The organism is Labrys sp. 22185, assembly GCF_052045555.1.
Taxonomy (GTDB): Bacteria; Pseudomonadota; Alphaproteobacteria; order Rhizobiales; family Labraceae; genus Labrys; species Labrys neptuniae.
Map to the genome: position 1 here is coordinate 180,781 of NZ_JBQEPH010000004.1, position 18,179 is coordinate 198,959.

Annotated in this window: 16 protein-coding genes; 13 read left to right on the forward strand and 3 right to left on the reverse strand. The window is 65.6% G+C overall.

Annotated features, from left to right (window positions below; genetic code table 11):
* The first annotated feature begins 174 nt into the window (after window positions 1-174).
* From gltB to ACTJKX_RS10795, 4 genes are all read left to right on the forward strand, one after another.
* Window positions 175-4,935 (forward strand): glutamate synthase large subunit, encoded by a 4,761-nt coding sequence (gltB, locus tag ACTJKX_RS10780; protein ID WP_376717651.1) that lies wholly within the window; start codon window positions 175-177, stop codon window positions 4,933-4,935.
* 220 nt (window positions 4,936-5,155) lie between these two features.
* Window positions 5,156-6,580: a glutamate synthase subunit beta gene (locus ACTJKX_RS10785; protein ID WP_367626185.1), complete on the forward strand. Its 1,425-nt coding sequence runs from the start codon at window positions 5,156-5,158 to the stop codon at window positions 6,578-6,580.
* Between the two features lie 186 nt (window positions 6,581-6,766).
* Window positions 6,767-7,399, forward strand: a complete 633-nt coding sequence (locus ACTJKX_RS10790; RefSeq protein ID WP_440725255.1) for a LysE family translocator — start codon at window positions 6,767-6,769, stop codon at window positions 7,397-7,399.
* A gap of 50 nt (window positions 7,400-7,449) precedes the next feature.
* Window positions 7,450-8,550 carry a hypothetical protein gene (locus tag ACTJKX_RS10795; RefSeq protein ID WP_440725256.1) on the forward strand — a complete coding sequence of 367 codons (1,101 nt, stop codon included), beginning with the start codon at window positions 7,450-7,452 and terminating at the stop codon, window positions 8,548-8,550.
* A gap of 16 nt (window positions 8,551-8,566) precedes the next feature.
* On the opposite strand, the gene ACTJKX_RS10800 is transcribed toward ACTJKX_RS10795, so the two are convergent.
* Window positions 8,567-9,712: an SGNH/GDSL hydrolase family protein gene (locus tag ACTJKX_RS10800; RefSeq protein ID WP_440725257.1), complete on the reverse strand. Its 1,146-nt coding sequence runs from the start codon at window positions 9,710-9,712 to the stop codon at window positions 8,567-8,569.
* 56 nt (window positions 9,713-9,768) lie between these two features.
* Window positions 9,769-10,986 (reverse strand): lytic murein transglycosylase, encoded by a 1,218-nt coding sequence (locus ACTJKX_RS10805; protein WP_440725258.1) that lies wholly within the window; start codon window positions 10,984-10,986, stop codon window positions 9,769-9,771.
* Window positions 10,987-11,083: 97 nt separating this feature from the next.
* On the opposite strand from ACTJKX_RS10805, the gene ACTJKX_RS10810 reads away from it, so the two are divergent.
* The 3 genes from ACTJKX_RS10810 to ccmB are packed head-to-tail and all read left to right on the forward strand — an operon-like array spanning window position 11,084 to window position 13,334.
* Window positions 11,084-12,052 carry a KpsF/GutQ family sugar-phosphate isomerase gene (locus ACTJKX_RS10810; RefSeq protein WP_440725374.1) on the forward strand — a complete coding sequence of 323 codons (969 nt, stop codon included), beginning with the start codon at window positions 11,084-11,086 and terminating at the stop codon, window positions 12,050-12,052.
* Entirely contained in the window at window positions 12,049-12,669 is a 621-nt protein-coding gene (gene ccmA / locus ACTJKX_RS10815; protein WP_440725259.1) for a heme ABC exporter ATP-binding protein CcmA, read from the forward strand. Before ACTJKX_RS10810 ends, ccmA begins: the two co-directional genes overlap by 4 nt.
* Window positions 12,666-13,334, forward strand: a complete 669-nt coding sequence (gene ccmB / locus ACTJKX_RS10820; RefSeq protein WP_440725260.1) for a heme exporter protein CcmB — start codon at window positions 12,666-12,668, stop codon at window positions 13,332-13,334. The genes ccmA and ccmB overlap by 4 nt, the downstream gene beginning before the upstream one ends.
* Before the next feature lie 51 nt (window positions 13,335-13,385).
* Here ccmB and ACTJKX_RS10825 read toward each other — a convergent pair whose 3' ends face one another.
* Window positions 13,386-14,291: a LysR family transcriptional regulator gene (locus ACTJKX_RS10825; RefSeq protein WP_440725261.1), complete on the reverse strand. Its 906-nt coding sequence runs from the start codon at window positions 14,289-14,291 to the stop codon at window positions 13,386-13,388.
* 121 nt (window positions 14,292-14,412) lie between these two features.
* Here ACTJKX_RS10825 and ACTJKX_RS10830 point away from each other — a divergent pair, with 121 nt between their 5' ends.
* The 6 genes from ACTJKX_RS10830 (at window position 14,413) to ACTJKX_RS10855 (ending at window position 18,058) form a co-directional block, all read left to right on the forward strand.
* Window positions 14,413-15,186, forward strand: a complete 774-nt coding sequence (locus tag ACTJKX_RS10830; protein WP_311934584.1) for an SDR family oxidoreductase — start codon at window positions 14,413-14,415, stop codon at window positions 15,184-15,186.
* A 281-nt stretch (window positions 15,187-15,467) separates the two neighbouring features.
* Window positions 15,468-16,226, forward strand: a complete 759-nt coding sequence (locus ACTJKX_RS10835) for a heme ABC transporter permease (RefSeq protein WP_367626686.1) — start codon at window positions 15,468-15,470, stop codon at window positions 16,224-16,226.
* Window position 16,227: 1 nt separating this feature from the next.
* Complete coding sequence (gene ccmD, locus ACTJKX_RS10840; RefSeq protein WP_440725262.1) at window positions 16,228-16,431, forward strand: heme exporter protein CcmD; 204 nt, start codon at window positions 16,228-16,230, stop codon at window positions 16,429-16,431.
* Complete coding sequence (locus ACTJKX_RS10845) at window positions 16,428-17,021, forward strand: DsbE family thiol:disulfide interchange protein (protein ID WP_367626684.1); 594 nt, start codon at window positions 16,428-16,430, stop codon at window positions 17,019-17,021. The genes ccmD and ACTJKX_RS10845 overlap by 4 nt, the downstream gene beginning before the upstream one ends.
* Window positions 17,022-17,057: 36 nt before the next feature.
* The gene (locus ACTJKX_RS10850; protein ID WP_440725263.1) at window positions 17,058-17,561 is read left to right on the forward strand and encodes an RNA pyrophosphohydrolase; all 504 of its coding nucleotides are present in this window, start codon (window positions 17,058-17,060) and stop codon (window positions 17,559-17,561) included.
* A complete protein-coding gene (locus ACTJKX_RS10855) occupies window positions 17,561-18,058 on the forward strand; it encodes an RNA pyrophosphohydrolase (RefSeq protein WP_440725264.1) in 498 nt (165 codons plus the stop codon). Before ACTJKX_RS10850 ends, ACTJKX_RS10855 begins: the two co-directional genes overlap by 1 nt.
* Window positions 18,059-18,179: the final 121 nt, after the last annotated feature.

Consider the following 18,179-nt stretch of genomic DNA (forward strand, 5'->3'; position numbering starts at 1 on the left):
GCCGTATGGCAAGAACGCCGCTCTCGCGTTTCAGCGCGGAGCGGTGCACAATTGAGTGACAGCTTTCACAATCCGGCGGCATAGTCGCGGCCCGACCCTTGCATGGGCAGGCGATGAGCGGGCGAGTGTGCGGGCTGACGGCAACAGGTGATTGAGGCGAAGAGGAAACAGGCGATGAGCGCGATCTTCCAACACGGACAGCAGACGGTTTCGGCAGCGGCGATCGACGCTGCAACGAAAACCAATGCCACCGTGACGAAAGATCCCAAATCGACGCGCATGCCTGTCCTGCGCGATCCCGGCTTGCCGCAGGCCCAGGGCCTCTACGATCCGGCCAATGAGAAGGATGCCTGCGGCGTCGGCTTCATCGCCGATATGAAGAACCGCAAGAGCCATAAGATCATCAGCCAGGCGCTGCAGATCCTGCACAATCTCGACCATCGCGGCGCCGTCGGCGCCGATCCGAAGGCGGGTGACGGCTGCGGCATGCTCGTACAGATCCCGCACGACTTCTTCGCCGCCGAATGCGCCAATCTCGGCTTCGAGTTGCCAGCGCCGGGCGATTACGCCGTCGGTTTCTTCTTCCTGCCCCGCAACGAGGAAGGCCGCGTGCATGCCATGCGCGTGGTCGAGAAGATCGTGGCCGAGGAAGGCGAGGTGTTCCTGGGCTGGCGCGCCGTGCCCGTGGACAATTCGGGCCTGGGCGAGAGCGTGCTGCCGACCGAGCCGATCCACATGCAGGCCTTCATCGGCCGCTCGGCCGCCACGCCGGACCAGGACGAGTTCGAGCGCCGGCTGTTCATCATCCGCAAGGTGATCTCCAACGTCATCTACAACGACGTCGAGCGCCGGCCGGTGACGGCGGGCTTCTATCCCGTCTCGGTGTCGAGCCGCACCATCACCTATAAGGGCATGCTGCTCGCCACCCAGCTCGGCGACTATTTCAAGGACCTCACCGACGAGCGCTTCCAGAGCGCCATCGCTTTGGTGCATCAGCGCTTCTCGACCAACACCTTCCCGAGCTGGACGCTGGCCCACCCCTACCGCATGGTCGCGCATAACGGCGAAATCAACACGCTGCGCGGCAATGTGAACTGGATGGCGGCGCGCCAGGCCTCGGTCGACTCCGAGCTGTTCGGCAACGATATCTCCAAGCTCTGGCCGATCTCCTATGAAGGTCAGTCGGACACCGCCTGCTTCGACAATGCGCTCGAATTCCTGGTGCAGGGCGGTTATTCGCTCGCCCATGCCATGATGATGCTGATCCCCGAGGCCTGGGCGGGCAATCCGCTGATGTCCGAGGACAGGCGCGCCTTCTACGAATACCACGCCGCGCTGATGGAGCCCTGGGACGGACCGGCCGCCGTGGTCTTCACCGATGGCCGCCAGATCGGCGCCACGCTCGACCGCAACGGCCTCAGGCCCGCCCGCTATCTCGTCACCAAGGACGGGCTCGTCGTGCTCGCCTCCGAATTCGGCGTGCTGCCGATCCCCGAGGCCGACATCGTCGAGAAGTGGCGCCTGCAGCCCGGCAAGATGCTGCTGATCGACCTGGAGGAAGGCCGCATCGTGTCCGACGACGAGATGAAGGCTTCGCTTGCCACCGCCAATCCCTATCGCGACTGGCTCAAGCGCACCCAGATCGTGCTGGAGGATCTGCGCCCGGTGGAAGCGCGTGCCTCGCGCACCGACGTGTCGCTGCTCGATCGCCAGCAGGTCTTCGGCTACACCCAGGAAGACATCAAGCTGCTGCTGCCGCCGATGGCGACCACCGGCCAGGAGGCCGTCGGCTCGATGGGCACGGATACGCCGATCTCGGCGCTCTCCGACAAGTCGAAGCTGCTCTACACCTATTTCAAGCAGAACTTCGCCCAGGTCACCAACCCGCCGATCGACCCGATCCGCGAGGAACTGGTGATGAGCCTAGTGTCTTTCATCGGCCCGCGCCCGAACATCCTCGACCTCGAAGGCACGTCCCGCAAGAAGCGCCTGGAAGTGCGCCAGCCCATCCTCACCAATGAGGATCTGGAGAAGATCCGCTGCATCGGCCATGTCGAGGAGCGCTTCGACACCAAGACGCTCGACATGACCTATCCGGCCATCCAGGGCGCCGAGGGCATGCGCGGCTCGCTTGAGCGGCTGTGCGAGCGCGCCGAGGCGGCGGTGCATGGCGGCTACAACATCATCATCCTCTCCGACCGCCAGACCGGCCCGGACCGCATCCCGATCCCGGCCCTGCTGGCGACGGCGGCGGTGCATCATCACCTCATCCGCAAGGGGCTGCGCACTGCGGCGGGCCTGGTGGTGGAGACCGGCGAAGCGCGCGAGATCCATCATTTCTGCTGCCTCGCCGGCTATGGCGCCGAGGCGATCAACCCCTATCTCGCCTTCGAGACGCTGGCGACGCTGCATGCCCAGCTCGAATTCCCCGAGGAAGTCGACGAATACGAGGTGGTCAAGCGCTACATCAAGTCGATCGGCAAGGGTGTGCTGAAGGTGATGTCCAAGATGGGCATCTCGACCTACCAGTCCTATTGCGGCGCCCAGATCTTCGACGCCATCGGCCTGTCTTCGGCCTTCGTCGACGAGTTCTTCTTCGGCACCGCCACCATGATCGAGGGCGTCGGCCTCGACGAGGTCGCTGCCGAGGCCGTATCTCGCCACAAGGATGCCTTCTCGGACGCGCCGATCTACCGCAACGCCCTCGATGTCGGCGGCGAATATGCCTACCGCATCCGCGGCGAGGACCATGTCTGGACGCCGGACAGCGTCGCCACGCTGCAGCATGCCGTGCGCGCCAATGCGCAGGACCGCTATCGCGACTTCGCCGCCTCGGTGAACCTGCAGAACGGTCAGCTCCAGACCATCCGCGGCCTGTTCCGCATCAAGACGGCCGGGGAGCGCGGCATGGCTGCGGTGCCGCTCAACGAGGTCGAACCCGCCAGCGAGCTGGTGAAGCGCTTCGCCACCGGCGCGATGTCCTTCGGCTCGATCTCGCGCGAGGCGCATGAGTCGCTCGCCATTGCCATGAACGCCATCGGTGGCAAGTCCAACACCGGCGAAGGCGGCGAGGAAGCCGAGCGCTTCAAGACCCTGCCGGATGGGCGCTCCAAGCGCTCGGCCATCAAGCAGGTCGCTTCCGGGCGCTTCGGCGTCACCGCCGAATATCTCGTCAACGCCGACATGATGCAGATCAAGGTCGCGCAGGGCGCCAAGCCCGGCGAGGGCGGCCAGCTGCCTGGCCACAAGGTCGATGCCGTCATTGCCAAGGTGCGCCACTCGACCCCCGGCGTCGGCCTGATCTCGCCGCCGCCGCATCACGACATCTATTCGATCGAGGACCTGGCACAGCTGATCTTCGATTTGAAGAACGTCAACCCGGCGGCGGATGTCTCGGTCAAGCTGGTCTCGGAAGTCGGCGTCGGCACCGTCGCCGCCGGCGTCGCCAAGGCGCGCGCCGACCATATCACCATCTCCGGCTTCGAAGGCGGCACCGGCGCTTCGCCGCTGACCTCCATCAAGCATGCCGGCAGTCCCTGGGAAACCGGCCTCGCCGAGACCCAGCAGACGCTGGTGCTCAACCGCCTGCGCTCGCGCGTGCGCCTGCAGGTCGATGGCGGGCTCAAGACCGGCCGCGATGTCGTCATCGGCGCGCTGCTGGGCGCCGACGAATTCGGCTTCTCCACCGCGCCCCTGATCGCGGCCGGCTGCATCATGATGCGCAAATGCCACCTCAACACCTGCCCGGTGGGTGTGGCGACGCAGGATCCGGTGCTGCGCAAGCGCTTCAAGGGCACGCCCGAGCACATCATCAACTACTTCTTCTTCGTCGCCGAGGAAGTGCGTGAGCTGATGGCCGAGCTCGGCTTCCGCAAGCTCGACGAGCTGATCGGCCGCTCCGACCTGCTCGACAAGCAGGACGCCATCGACCACTGGAAGGCCAAGGGGCTCGACTTCACCAAGCTCTTCCACAAGGTGGACGTGCCGGCCAATGTCGGCATTCGCCACGAGGAGAAGCAGAAGCACCCTGTTGACACCGTGCTCGACCGCGGCTTCATCGCCGAGGCGGCGCCGGCGCTCGACTATGGCCGCGAGGTCACCATCGAGGGCAGGATCACCAATGTCGACCGCACGGCCGGCGCCATGCTCTCGGGCGAGGTCGCCATGCGCTACGGCTATGAGGGCTTGCCCGACGGCACCATCAAGGTGAACCTCACCGGTACCGCCGGCCAGAGCTTCGGCTCCTTCCTGGCGGCGGGCATCGACCTGACGCTGGTCGGCCAGGCCAACGACTATGTCGGCAAGGGCCTGTCCGGTGGCCGTATCATCATCAAGCCGAGCGATGAGACGCAGGCCGTGCCGGAGAAGTCGATCATCGTCGGCAACACGGTGCTCTACGGTGCCATCGCCGGCGAGTGCTACTTCCGCGGCGTCGCGGGCGAGCGCTTCGCGGTGCGCAATTCGGGCGCCGCGGCGGTGGTCGAGGGCACTGGCGACCATGGCTGCGAATATATGACCGGCGGCGTGGTGGTGGTGCTCGGCCAGACGGGCCGCAACTTCGCGGCCGGCATGTCCGGCGGTGTCGCCTATGTCTATGACGAGGACCAGAGCTTCGCCAAACGCTGCAACCTCTCCATGGTCGATCTCGAACCGGTGGAAGAGGAAGAGGATCTGATGGAGCGCCTGCACCATCATGGCGGCGACCTCGAGTTCAAGGGCCGTATCGACGTCTCCGGCGACATGGGCCGCTATGACGAGGAACGCCTGCGCAAGATGATCGAGAACCATCTGCATTATACGGGCTCGACGCTGGCCAAGACCATGCTGGACGATTGGGCGACCTATCGCACCCGCTTCGTCAAGGTGATGCCGGTCGAATATCGCCGCGCCCTGCGCGAGATGGAAAAAGCCCGCACCATGATGGCGGCGGAGTGAGGAAGGGGCGGGGCGCAGACTAAGGTTTGCGCCGCCCCTCACCCTTACCCTCTCCCCGCAAGAGCGGGGCGAGGGGTTGGCAAGCGTCGTGCGAGATGATGAACGGGCGGAATGAGACGCCACGCTGAAGTCTCCTCGCCCCGCTCTTGCGGGGAGAGGTAAGGTGAGGGGCAGCGCGACGTTCTCGGCAGGGCTCGATAAAAACTTTTTGGGAACTGATATGGGCAAGGCAACAGGATTTCTCGAGATCGATCGGCAGGACCAGAAGTATCTTCCGGCCGCCGACCGCATCCGCCACTACCGCGAATTCACCCTTCCGCTCGACGACAAGGATGTCGGCAAGCAGGCGGCGCGCTGCATGGATTGCGGCGTGCCCTACTGCCACGGTCCGACGGGCTGTCCGGTCAACAACCAGATCCCGGACTGGAACGACCTCGTCTATCACGACGACTGGGAGGAGGCGGCGCGCAACCTGCACACCACCAACAACTTCCCCGAATTCACCGGCCGCATCTGTCCGGCGCCCTGCGAGGAGGCCTGCACGCTCAACCTCGAGGACATGCCGGTCACCATCAAGACGATCGAGCAGTCGATTGCCGACAAGGCCTGGGCCATGGGCTGGATCCAGCCCGAGATCGCCAAGGTGAAGACCGGCAAGAAGGTCGCCGTCATCGGCTCCGGCCCGGCCGGCCTGGCCGCCGCCCAGCAGCTCGCCCGTGCCGGCCATGACGTGCATGTCTATGAGCGCGAGCCTGCCGCCGGCGGCCTGCTGCGCTACGGCATTCCCGACTTCAAGATGGAAAAGCACCATATCGAGCGCCGCGTGCGCCAGATGGAAGCCGAGGGCGTCACCTTCCACTATGGCGTCAATATCGGTGTCTCCATGAGCTTTGCCGACCTCAAGTCGAGCCATGACGCCGTGCTGCTGGCGGGCGGCGCCGAGACCCCGCGCGATCCGGCCCTGCCGGGCGCCGAGCTCGAGGGCGTGCATTTCGCCATGCCCTATCTGGTGCAGAGCAATCGCCGCGTTGGTGGCGAGGACATCTCCCGGGAGGAACCGCTGCTGACCACCGGCAAGCATGTCGTCGTGATCGGCGGCGGCGACACTGCCTCGGACTGCGTCGGCACCTCCTTCCGGCAGGGCGCCATTTCGGTGACGCAGCTCGACATCCGGCCCCGTCCGCCCGAGAGGGAAGACAAGCTGGCGATCTGGCCCTATTGGCCGACCAAGATGCGCACCTCCTCTTCGCAGGCCGAAGGCGCCGAGCGCGAGTTCCAGGCGGTGACGCTCGGCATCGTCGGCAAGAACGGCCGGGTCACCGGCGTCAAGATCGCCCGCGCCGACGAGAAGCGCCGCCCGATCGAGGGCACGGAGACCGTGCTCAGGGCCGATATGGTGTTCATCGCTCTCGGCTTCACCGGCCCGGTCAAGGCCGGCATGATCGACCAGTCCGGCGTCGAGCTGGACAAGCGCGGCAATGTCTCCGCTACGGACAGGGACTACCGCACCTCGATGGACAAGGTTTACGCTGCGGGCGACATGCGGCGCGGGCAGTCGCTGGTGGTCTGGGCCATCCGCGAGGGCCGCCAGGCCGCTCGCGCCATCGACGAGGCCCTGATGGGGGCGACGACGCTGCCGCGCTGAGCGGCGGTTTTCGGTGTGCCGGTCTTCAGACCGGCATGAAAGCGTTGGAAGATTGCCGGTCTGAAGACCGGCACACCTTTCCATCACCGATTTTGACGCCAGCATTCAAAGTGATGATGGATGCGGGTCGGTGCTTGCCTGGATGGGAGGAGCGGGCGTAGCAAGGGAAAACTCGAGGTTTCCGCCATGCTCTCCCTGACGACTGTCATCGCCTTCACTGCCGTCGCCGTCGGCATGGTGCTGACGCCCGGCCCGAACATGGCCTATCTCGTCTCGCGCTCGATCTGCCAGGGGCGCCTGGCAGGGCTGATCTCGCTGATCGGCGTCGTCACCGGCTTCGTTATCTACATGCTGCTGGCGGCCTTCGGGATCACGGCTCTGCTGTTTGCGGTGCCCTATGCCTATGACGCGCTGCGCATTGCCGGTGCAGCCTATCTCGCCTGGATGGCCTGGCAGGCGCTCAAGCCCGGCGGGCGTTCGCCTTTCGAAGTCCGGGCGCTCAAGCCCGATTCAGTAGGGCGGCTCTATGGCATGGGCCTGTTCACCAGCCTGCTCAATCCCAAGATCGCGGCGCTCTATCTCTCGCTGCTGCCGCAATTCGTCGACCATTCCGGTCCCGTGCTCGGGCAGACCCTGCAGCTTGGCCTCATCCAGATTCTGGTCAGCGCTTTCTTCAATGCCTGCTTCGTCGTGATGGCGGGCACGATTTCGGCCTTCCTGGCGGGCCGTCCGCTGTGGACGACGATCCAGCGCTGGATGATGGGTACGGTGCTGATGGGGCTCGCGGCCCGCATGGCCCTCGACAGCGCCAGGCGCTGAAGCGGTTTCACGCACACTTCACAGGCGTTCCTCTCTTATAGGCGACGGTGATGAACCGTGCCTTCGGGGGATCGATGTCGCCGATCGGGTTGCTTCGCAAGATCTGGGCGCCGCGGGACCCAGGATGTGAGGAAGCCGCGAAAGTCGCGGAAGTCATTGCTCATGAATGGACGTCCTTGCGGACGTTGTGGGATATCGCTTCCACCAATCCAGGCCTGACCGCCGACGACAAGGCCGCTATCGATGCGCGGTTTCCTGCGGCGCCTCCCACGGTGTCGGGGCCGGCCGAATGGGTCAAGCTCAACGAGGCGAGCCAGATTGTCGGGCGTTATCTTTTGCCCGAACAGCTCGACATCGAATATCCTATCCTGCTGTCCCTGGCAGCACGCCGGGGGCTGTCCAATCTGGACGTCCATAGGAAGAGTGCCGAGTTCGTCGGGCCGAACGCCAATGGCGATGCGATTGGCAATGGCGCCGCCCAGGTTGCCAAGAAGCGCCTGGCTTATCTGGCGCTGCTCGATGATCTCCAGCGTGATTTCATCGACACCCGCAACAAGCGCGAATTGCGCAAGGAAGTTGCGAGACGGCTGCTCGGCTATGGCTGTATCCTGCTGGTCGCCGCGGTGCTGCCCTTCGTCATTCTCGCGGTCGTCGCCACTTGGCAGGTACCGGCCACCGGGCCTGGGACCCTCTATTCGTCCAACCCCGTGTTCGGCTTCGGCTTGGTGATGGCCTTCGGCCTGCTTGGTGCCTTCTTCAGCCGAGTCACCCAATTCCAGGCGGACAGTGCCGCGCTGAGTTTCGATCAGGTCATGAACAGTTACCGGCCCGACGTGCTGCGCGTGCGCCTGCTCGTCGGCATGATGGGGGCGATGGTCTTTTATTTCCTGATGCGCAGCGGGATCGTCGGCGGCACCATCTTCCCGAAACTGTCGGACGTGTCGCTATCGACTGTTTCGGTTCTCCAGGAGGCCAACGGCGATATGACGGTCGCCAGCCGCAAGCCCGAGGTGAGCGGCCTCACCATCCTGCTGCCGTCGACGGAGCTTGCCAAATTGCTGGTCTGGTCGTTTCTCGCCGGCTTCTCCGAACGCCTGGTGCGTAACACGCTCGATACCACCGTGGCCAAGGCCGAGCAGGCCAAGCCCTGAGCCGCGGAGCTGGCTCTCAAGGCGTTCCCACCTGCGATGGCCAGCGAAAATCGTCGGCCCGGCCCTCGCGCGGAGGCAGGCTCTCACCCTGTCCGAGTACCTTGGCGACGCTGGGATCGGCGCCGCTTGGTTTGGGAGCGCCGCCGCCGAGCAACTGGCCGCCGGGTGTGGTTTCATAGGCGTCGAGCGGCAGGACCGGCCCGTATTCGGGTTTCTCGGCCTGTGAATCGCCGGGGGTCTCGGAGGTAGGTTCGGCGACCGGTGCCGTCGCAACCATCGGCGCCGGCGGGGCCTCGCCGAGCAGGCGCCTCAGATCGCTTTCGAGGAAATGCGCCGCCAGTTTAGCGCCTTCATCGGAAAAATGCACGCCGTCGGCCTTGCGCAGGCGGGCCGGCTGGCCGTCGAGCCCGGTACCGCTGGCAGCATAGGAACCATCCGAATTGACGAACCCGTCCCAGATGTCGACATAGATCCCGCCCGCTGCCGTGACCTGGCTGCGATAGAGGCTGTTGAAACGCACCATGGCGGCGCTCAGGGTGTCGCTGCGCATCGGCGGAAGGCCGACCCAGAAGATCTTGACGCCGCGGGCTTTCAGGGGCGCGATCAGCGTGTCGATGCGCTTGCGATAGGCGGCCTCCCACTCGTCCGATTGCGGTTCTAGGCGGGTGCCATTCTCCCGGATGGTCTGGCGATCGTTGGAGCCGATCAGGATCACGACCGCATCGATCTGGGCGTTGGCGGCGAGCAGGTCGGCTATGCCCTTGTTCCAGTCGTAGAAATCGTTGCGCACCAGGCCGCTATCGGCCTTGGTGTTGCGGATGATGGCGATATCGGGCCGGTCGTCCAGAACGTCCGCCAGCCCGGCGGCGAGCTGGTCCGCCATGGAATCACCGATGACATGCACGAAGGAGGAAGGCGGCACGGCCGGTGCCGGCGCGACCTTGGCCGGCTTGGGCATGGCGAAGGGCGAAGCACGGACCTTGGTCCGCCGGACCGGCGCCGGCCGGGCATTCTGCTGGCGCACCTTGTTCTGCATTTCCTGGTATTGGCGAAGGGCTTCGCCCGGCGTCTCACCTCCGCCGTCGCGGGCCAGGACATGGCGCTGCGACAGCACGACGGCCGCCAGCACGAACAGGGCGATCAGGAGGAGGCGCTGCTTCAAGGCCGGTCTCCGGTTTCGCGGGAATGAGGCGCTCTCGAAAAGCAAGCCTATCACGCTCAGGGCGTGGCGCTCAATTTCTGCAACACTGCAGGGGTCGGATAGCCGTCGGCCACCAGCCCCGCCTTGGCCTGCCAGGTGCGCAGGGCCGCCCGCGCCGCCGGGCCGATCTTGCCGTCGATCGTCTCGATCGGATAGCCGAGCGCCTTCAGCTTCTTCTGCATCGCCGTGATCTGGGCACGGTTGAGCGTGGTCTCCTGCGTCGGCCACCGCCCCTTCAACGAGGCAATGCCGCGGATACGGTCGGCGAGCAGACCGACGGACAGCGTGTAGGAATCGGAGATGTTGTAGGTCTTGATCGCCCAATAATTCTGGAAGGTCAGGAAGGCTGGCCCCTTGGCGCCTGCCGGGAGGAACAGCCAGGCCTTGTCGCCGTCCGGCAGCGGCTTGCCGTCAACCCTGGCGACGCCGAGCTTGGCCCAGGCGCCGGCGGGACCACCGTCATGGGCGTTGATGGCGGTGAAATCGAACTTGGCCGGCAGCTTGACTTCATAACCCCAGCGCTTGCCGGCATCCCAGTCGTGCAGCTTGAGGTAGTTGGCGATCGAGCCGATCACGTCAGGCTCTTCGTTCCAGATGTCGCGCTTGCCGTCGCCATCCAGGTCGACGGCATATTTCAGGAAGCTGGACGGCATGAACTGAACCTGGCCCAGCGCTCCGGCCCAGGAACCGGTCATGCCGCGCGGCGTGATGTCGTGCTCCTGCAGGATCTTGAGGGCGTCGATCAACTCGTCGCGGAAGAGTTCGGGGCGCTTGGTGGTGCAGCAGGCCAAGGTGGTGAGCGAGCGGATGGTGTCGGAGTTGCCGGGCGAGGCCCCGTAATTGCTCTCCAGTGACCAGATGGCGAGAATGACATAGCGATCGACGCCATAGCGCTCCTCGGCCTTGTCGAGCCAGGATTTCCAGCGCTGCGCCATCGCTTTGCCCTGGGCGATCCGGTCGGCGCTCAGGCGGCCGTCGACATAGGCGCGGATGGTCTGATTGAATTCGGGCTGGGTGCCCGCCAGCGAGACGACCTTGGGGTCGACGCCGAGCCCGGCAAAGGCTGCATCGAAGGTTTCGCGGGAAATGCCGGCCTTCTCCGCGCGGGGCCATAGGGCGGTGACGAAAGACAAGTAGTTGTCGGCGTGGGCAGGTGAGATCAAGCCGAGAGCCATGAGGCCCAGCGCGGATCCGAGCCGCATCGTGCGCGCGATGACGTTAGAAGGCGATGGCATGGGCGCGTTCCCGAATCCTGATTCTCTTTACCGATTCTGTGATAAACACCGCCGCGAAACAAATCGTGACGAGGCAGGTTTGAATCAGGGTGATGGCATGGTGAAGGCGGCGCAGCAATCGGCCCTGCGCACCCTCGCAACCGAACGAGCCGGCCTGGAGGCGCTGGCGGAGGCGATCGAAGGCGATCTCGGTCCGGTGTTCAGCGCCTGCATCGAGCGCTTTTCCGGCCTCAAGGGCCGCGTCATCGTCACCGGCATGGGTAAATCCGGGCATATCGGCAAGAAGATCGCCGCCACCTTCGCCTCTACCGGCACGCCGGCCTTCTTCGTGCATCCGAGCGAGGCCAGCCATGGCGATCTCGGCATGATTACGGCCGACGATGCCGTCATCGCCCTGTCCTGGTCGGGTGAGACACGCGAGCTCGGCGACATCATCGACTATGCGACCCGCTTCAACGTGCCCCTCGTCGCGGTGACCTCGGTGGCGAGCTCGACCCTGGCGAAGGCGGCGGACCTGCCTCTGGTCTTGCCCCAGGCCAAGGAAGCCTGCCCCAACGGCCAGGCACCGACGACCTCTTCGCTGATGATCCTGGCGCTCGGCGATGCCCTGGCCATGGCCATGCTGGAATCGCGCGGCTTCACCGCCGCCGATTTCCGGGTCTTCCATCCCGGCGGCAAGCTCGGTGCCTCGCTCAAATTCGTGCGCGATGTCATGCGCACCGGCGACGCCGTGCCGCTGGTCACCGAGGGCACACTGATGTCGGAAGCCATCCTGGTGATGTCGAAGAAGGGGGTCGGCAGTGTCGGCGTCCTCGACGCGTCGGGCATGCTGGTCGGCATCGCCACGGACGGCGACCTCCGGCGTCATATGAGCGACGATTTGATGACGCGGCGGGTCGACGACATCATGACACGCACGCCCAAGGTCATCCGCCCCGAAGCCCTGGTCAGCGAGGCCATGGAGGTGATGGATACGAGGCGCATCGCCGTGCTGTTTGCCGTGGAAGGCGGGCGGCCCGTGGGTGTCGTCCATATGCTCGACCTCCTGAACATCGGCGTCGTGTGAGCAATGCCCCGCCCCTCAGCCTGACGATCGAGAACCTCGCCTGCGAGCGGGGCGGCCGGCTCGTGTTCGAAGCCGTCGGCTTCTCTGCCGGTGCCGGCGATCTCGTCGCGGTGACGGGCCGCAACGGCGCCGGCAAATCCAGCCTGCTTCGGGTGATCGCCGGCCTGGTGCCGCGCCGGGCAGGGGCGATACGCCTCGTCGGCGGCGATGCGGAGAAGACGCCCGCCGAGCACATGCATTATTGCGGCCATGCCGATGCCCTCAAACCTTCGCTCAGCGTGCGCGAGAATCTGGGCTTCTGGCGCGCCTATTACGGCGATGCCGACCGCTCGATCGAGGACGCGCTCGATCTCTTCGCCATCGAACATCTCATCGACCTGCCGGCGGCCTATTTGTCGGCGGGCCAGAAGCGCCGGCTGTCTCTGTGCCGGCTCCTGGTGTCCCGTCGGCCCATCTGGCTTCTGGACGAGCCGACATCGGCGCTCGATACCGTCACCCAGGCCCGTCTTGCCGAGCTGATGGGCGAGCATCTCGCCGGCGGCGGCCTGATCCTGGCAGCCACCCATGGCGACCTCGGCCTAGCGCCGAGCCTGACCCTCACCATCGGTGCGGCATGAGCGCGCTCGCAGCCCTGTTCACGCGCGAATTGCGGCTGGCCGTCAGGGCTGGCGGCGGGGCGCCGGTCGGCGTCATCTTTTTTCTGGCGGTGGTGACGGTCATTCCCTTCGGTGTCGGCCCGGATCTCAACCTGCTCACCCGCATCGGCCCGGCCGTGCTCTGGCTCGGCGCCCTGCTGGCGACGCTGCTCGGCCTCGATCGCCTGTTCCAGGCCGATCTCGACGATGGTTCGCTCGACCTCATCCATCTCGGCGGCCAGCCCCTCGAATTGGCGGTGGCGGTGAAGGCGCTGGCGCATTGGGTGACCACCGGCCTGCCCCTGGTCATCGCCACGCCGCTGCTGGGCCTGTTCGTCAACCTGCCCGGCAAAGGGCTTGCGGCCGTGACGCTGACCCTGCTGGTGGGCACGCCGGCTTTGACCTTCCTCGGTGCGATCGGCGCGGCGCTGACCGTGGCGCTCCGGCGCGGCGGCATGCTGATCTCCATCCTGATCCTGCCGCTCACCATCCCCGTGCTGATCTTCGGGGTGGCCGCCGCGACCGCCGCGATCACCGGCCCGATGCCCTTCCTGCCGCCCTTCCTGCTGCTCTCAGCCATGACGCTGTTTTCCATCGTGCTCGGCACGGTTGCGGCGGCCTGGGCCCTGCGCTTCGGGCTGGAATAGCCTTGGATTCTTTGCCTCGCGCGGTCTCGACGACGGATGGACAGTTCGAAGCTACCGTATCAGGACCTCGCGCTTGAGCAGGGCCTCGAGCCAGTCCGCGAACAGCTGCACCCGGCGGGAAAAATGCCGCCGGTGGGGGAAGAGCAGCGTCATCGGCATGGAGGCGGCGCGATAGTCCGGCATGACTTCGACGAGTTCGCCGGCCGCCAGGTGGCTCTTGACGTCGTAGGCCGGGATCTGGATCAGGCCGAAACCAGCCAGGCAGCAGGCGATATAGGCCTCCGCACCGTTGACGACCACGCGGCTGCGTACCGAACGCGTCTGGACGGTGCCTTGCTCCAGCCATTCCCAGGGCTCTACCCGGCCCGTGCTGGGGGAGGCGTAGTTGACGGCCAGATGCCCGTCGAGGTCCTCGGGACTGCGGGGCACACCATAGCGCGCGAGATAGGCCGGGCTCGCCACGTTGATCAGGGGCAATTCGCCGATGAAACGAGCAATCAGTCCGGAATCGCTGAGGGGCCCGACCCTCAGCACGCAGTCGAGGCTGTCCTCGACCAGGTCGACGGTGCGGTCCGTCACGCCGAGATCGACGTCGATCTCGGGATAGAGGTCGAGGAATTCGGCCAGGGCCGGTGCCACGATCAGCCGGCCGATACGCCCGGGCAGGTCGACGCGCAGGCGCCCGGCCGGGCCAATAGCGGCCTGCCGGAACAGGCTTTCGGTTTCCTCGAAATCGCTGAGGAGGCGCAGGCAGCGCTCATAGAGGGCGAGGCCATCCTGCGTGGGCGCGACCTTGCGGGTGGTCCGATGCAGCAGGCGCGCACCCATGCGCGCTTCCAGATCCTTGATGGCGGCCGAGACCGAGGGGCGCGGCAGCCCCAGCGTGTTGGCAGCACGCGTGAAGCTCGAACTGTCGACGACACGGACGAAGATGCGGAAGAGGTCGATGCGGTCCACGGCCTAATACCAGATTAGTACATGATCCTAACATGTCATGTTCGAATGGGTGGCTTTATATCGAAATTCAAGACGATAAGCTGGCCTCCGATAAAGCTTCACTCGTGAAAGGAGGTCCAACATGGCCGATCACAGCATCAAGGGAAAAGTCGCGCTGATTGCCGGAGGCGCCAAGAATCTGGGCGGGCTGCTCGCCCGCGATCTGGCGGCGCAGGGCGCCAAGGCGGTCGCCATCCACTACAACAGCGCCGCCACCAAGGCCTCGGCCGAGGAAACCGTCGCCGCCATCAATGCGACCGGTGCCAAGGGCGTCGCCTTCCAGGGCGACCTCACCTCGGCCGGTGCGGTCGAGAAGCTGTTTGCCGATACGATCGCCGCCGTCGGCCGTCCCGACATTGCGGTCAACACCGTCGGCAAGGTGCTCAAGAAGCCTTTCGTCGAGATCACCGAGGCCGAATATGACGAGATGACCGCGGTCAACTCGAAGACGGCCTTCTTCTTCCTCAAGGAGGCCGGCAAGCATCTCAACGACAACGGCAAGATCTGCACGCTCGTCACCTCGCTGCTCGGCGCCTTCACGCCGTTCTATGCCGCCTATGCCGGCACCAAGGCGCCGGTGGAGCATTTCACCCGCGCCGCCTCCAAGGAATTCGGCGAGCGCGGCATCTCGGTGACCGCCATCGGCCCCGGCCCGATGGATACGTCCTTCTTCTATCCGGCCGAGGGCGCCGATGCCGTCGCCTATCACAAGAGCGCCGGTGCCCTGTCGAAGTTCTCCAAGACCGGCCTCACCGACATCGAGGACATCGTGCCCTATATCCGCTTCCTCGTCTCCGACGGCTGGTGGATGACAGGCCAGACCATCCTGGTGAACGGCGGCTACACCACCAAGTAGGGACGACGAACCTCTGCCTTGCCCGGGCTTGACCCGGGTGTCCAGCGGCCGGGTACTCATTATGTTGCGGGAGCGACTGGATCGCCGGGACGGGCCCGGCAATGACAAAGCTGGCGCTCGGTACATCGTGATGATGCCGGACCTGTAGAAATCGGCAGCGGCCCGTCCCCGGCCGACGCAGGACTTCCTCATGGATCGGGGAAGTCCTTCGCGCGCGGCTCTCGGATATTTGTGTTTCCTGCGTCATTGTTTCGCCGCGCCGGCGCGGGTAAAACAAGCCCATGTGGAAATATGCCAACCCCACCCTGTTCATGGGCCTTGCCGGCCGCCTCCTGCCCTGGCTGGCAGGGGCGACGGTGCTGCTGTTCGCCGCCGGTCTCTATGGCGCGGCCCTCGCGCCGGACGACTACCAGCAGGGCGCCACGGTGAAGATCATGTATATCCACGTGCCCTGCGCCTGGCTCGCCATGGCCGGCTGGGGCGCGATGTCGCTCTCGGCGCTCGGCGTGCTGGTCTGGCGCCATCCCCTCGCCGAAGTGGCGATGAAGGCGGCCATGCCGATCGGCGCCGCCTTCACCTTGCTCTGCCTGATCACCGGTTCGCTCTGGGGCCAGCCCATGTGGGGCACCTGGTGGGTCTGGGATGCGCGCCTGACCTCGGTGCTTGTGCTGTTCCTGATGTATCTGGCGCTGATGGCGCTGTGGCACGCCATCGAGGATCCCAGTAAGGCAGCGCGGATCTCGGCCGTGCTGGTGCTGGTCGGGGCCATCAACATTCCGATCATCAAGTTTTCGGTCGAGTGGTGGAACACCCTGCACCAGGGCGCCTCGGTGTTCCGCATCGGCGGCTCCACCATCTATTCCTGGAACATGCTCTGGCCGCTGCTCGACATGGCGCTGGCCTTTACCCTGCTGTTCGTCACGCTGCATCTGACGGCGATGCGCAACGAGATCCTGCGTCGCCGCATCCGCACCATGCGCCTGATGGCTGCGGCCGGCGTCACCCCGGCCATGACCGCCTCGCTGCCGGTGGAGGCGTAAGATGGTGCTGTTCGGCATGGATCTCGGGCCGCATTGGGCCTTCATCGTCTGGGCCTATGGCCTCGCCGTCGCGGTGATCGTCCTGCTGATCGCCTGGGTGGTGCTGGATCACAAGGCGCAGCACAGAACCTTGGCCGACCTGGAAGCTCAGGGCCTTCGTCGGCGCTCGCGCCGGGACGCCAAGCCAGACGGACAATTGTCATGAGCAACAGCCAGACCCTGCCGCCGGCACCGCGCCGCCGTGCGCTGGTGTTTCTGCCCTTGATCGTGTTCGCGGCGCTCGCCGGCCTGTTCTTCTACCAGCTCCGCTCCGGCGGCGACCCTTCGGCGCTGCCTTCCACCTTGATCGGCAAGCCGGTGCCGCAGATGAGCCTGCCGCCGCTGGCCGAACTGGTCCGGGATGGCAAGGCGCTCCCCGGCCTTGCCACCGCCGATCTCAAATCGGGCGGCGTCAGCGTGGTCAACATCTTCGCCTCCTGGTGCGGTCCCTGCCGGGACGAGCACCCGGTGCTGATGAAGCTGGCCGGCCTCGGCAAGGGGCGCCTGGTGGCGATCAACTACAAGGATGACCCCGACAATGCGCGCCGCTATCTCGGCACCTTCGGCAATCCCTACGCAGCTGTCGGCGTCGACGTGAACGGCCGCTCCGCCATCGACTGGGGCGTCTATGGCGTGCCGGAGACCTTCGTGGTCAATGGCAAGGGGGAGATTGTCGACAAGATCGTCGGCCCGCTGAGCGAGGACAGCCTCAAGACCAGGCTGCTGCCTGCGATCGAGGCCGCCTCCAAGTCCTGAGCTGCTATTCCCAATCTGCGACATTCCGGGCCCGCAATGACCGACCGCTCCAAGCTTCCCTACCGCCCTTGCGCCGGCGCGGCGCTGTTCAACGCGCAAGGCCAGGTCTTCGTCGGCCGCCGCAAACCGCGCACCGGCAGCGCGCCCGATAGCTTCGAATGGCAGATGCCGCAGGGCGGCATCGACGAGGGCGAGGACCCGCGCGAGGCGGCGATCCGCGAGCTCCATGAGGAGACCAATGTGCGTTCGATCGCCTTTCTGGCCGAGGCGCCGGACTGGTATTCCTACGACCTGCCGGCCGAGGCCGTCGGCGGCGGCTGGACGGCGCGCTATCGCGGCCAGACCCAGAAATGGTTCGCCTTCCGCTTCACCGGCCCCGACAGCGAGATCGACGTGCTCAGGCCGGCTGGCGGCAAGCACAAGGCCGAGTTCGAGGATTGGCGCTGGGAAGATCTGACCGCCTTGCCTGGCCTGATCGTGCCGTTCAAGCGCGGCGTCTATGCCGAGGTGGTGGCGGCCTTCCGGCATCTGGTGGCGTGATGGACCAGACCAGACCCTATCGGCCGAATGTCGGCATCGCTTTGTTCAATGCCGAGGGGCTGGTGCTGGTCGGCCGCGCCGAGACCTCCGGGCCGGAACTGATCTTGCCGGGCTTCGAATGGCAGTGCCCGCAGGGTGGCATCGACGAGGGCGAGGACATCATCGCGGCCGCCAAGCGCGAACTCTGGGAGGAGACCAACGTCCGCAGCGCTTCCCTGCTTGCGGTGACGGAGGAATGGTGGCCCTATGATTTCCCGCCTTATGACGGGCCACCGCACAAATTGTCGCCCTTTCGCGGCCAGAAGCAGCGCTGGGCCGCCTTGCGCTTCGAGGGGCAGGACAGCGAGATCGACGTCGTCAATCTGCCGACCGGCGAGCCGCAGGAATTCTTCGGCTGGCGCTGGGAAAGGCTGGCGCGGCTGCCCGACCTGGTGACGCCGCACAAGCGTCCGGTCTATCTGCGCATGGCGCAGGCCTTTGCCGGGTTCGGGGCCTGACGAGCCGGGAACCTTTCGCCGACCCACCCTGTTCAGCGTAGATCCATTGGACGGATTGGCGCCGTGCCATGCTTGTGCCAAGCTATGCTGCTTCAATGGCACTTGGGCTGTATGGGGGCTG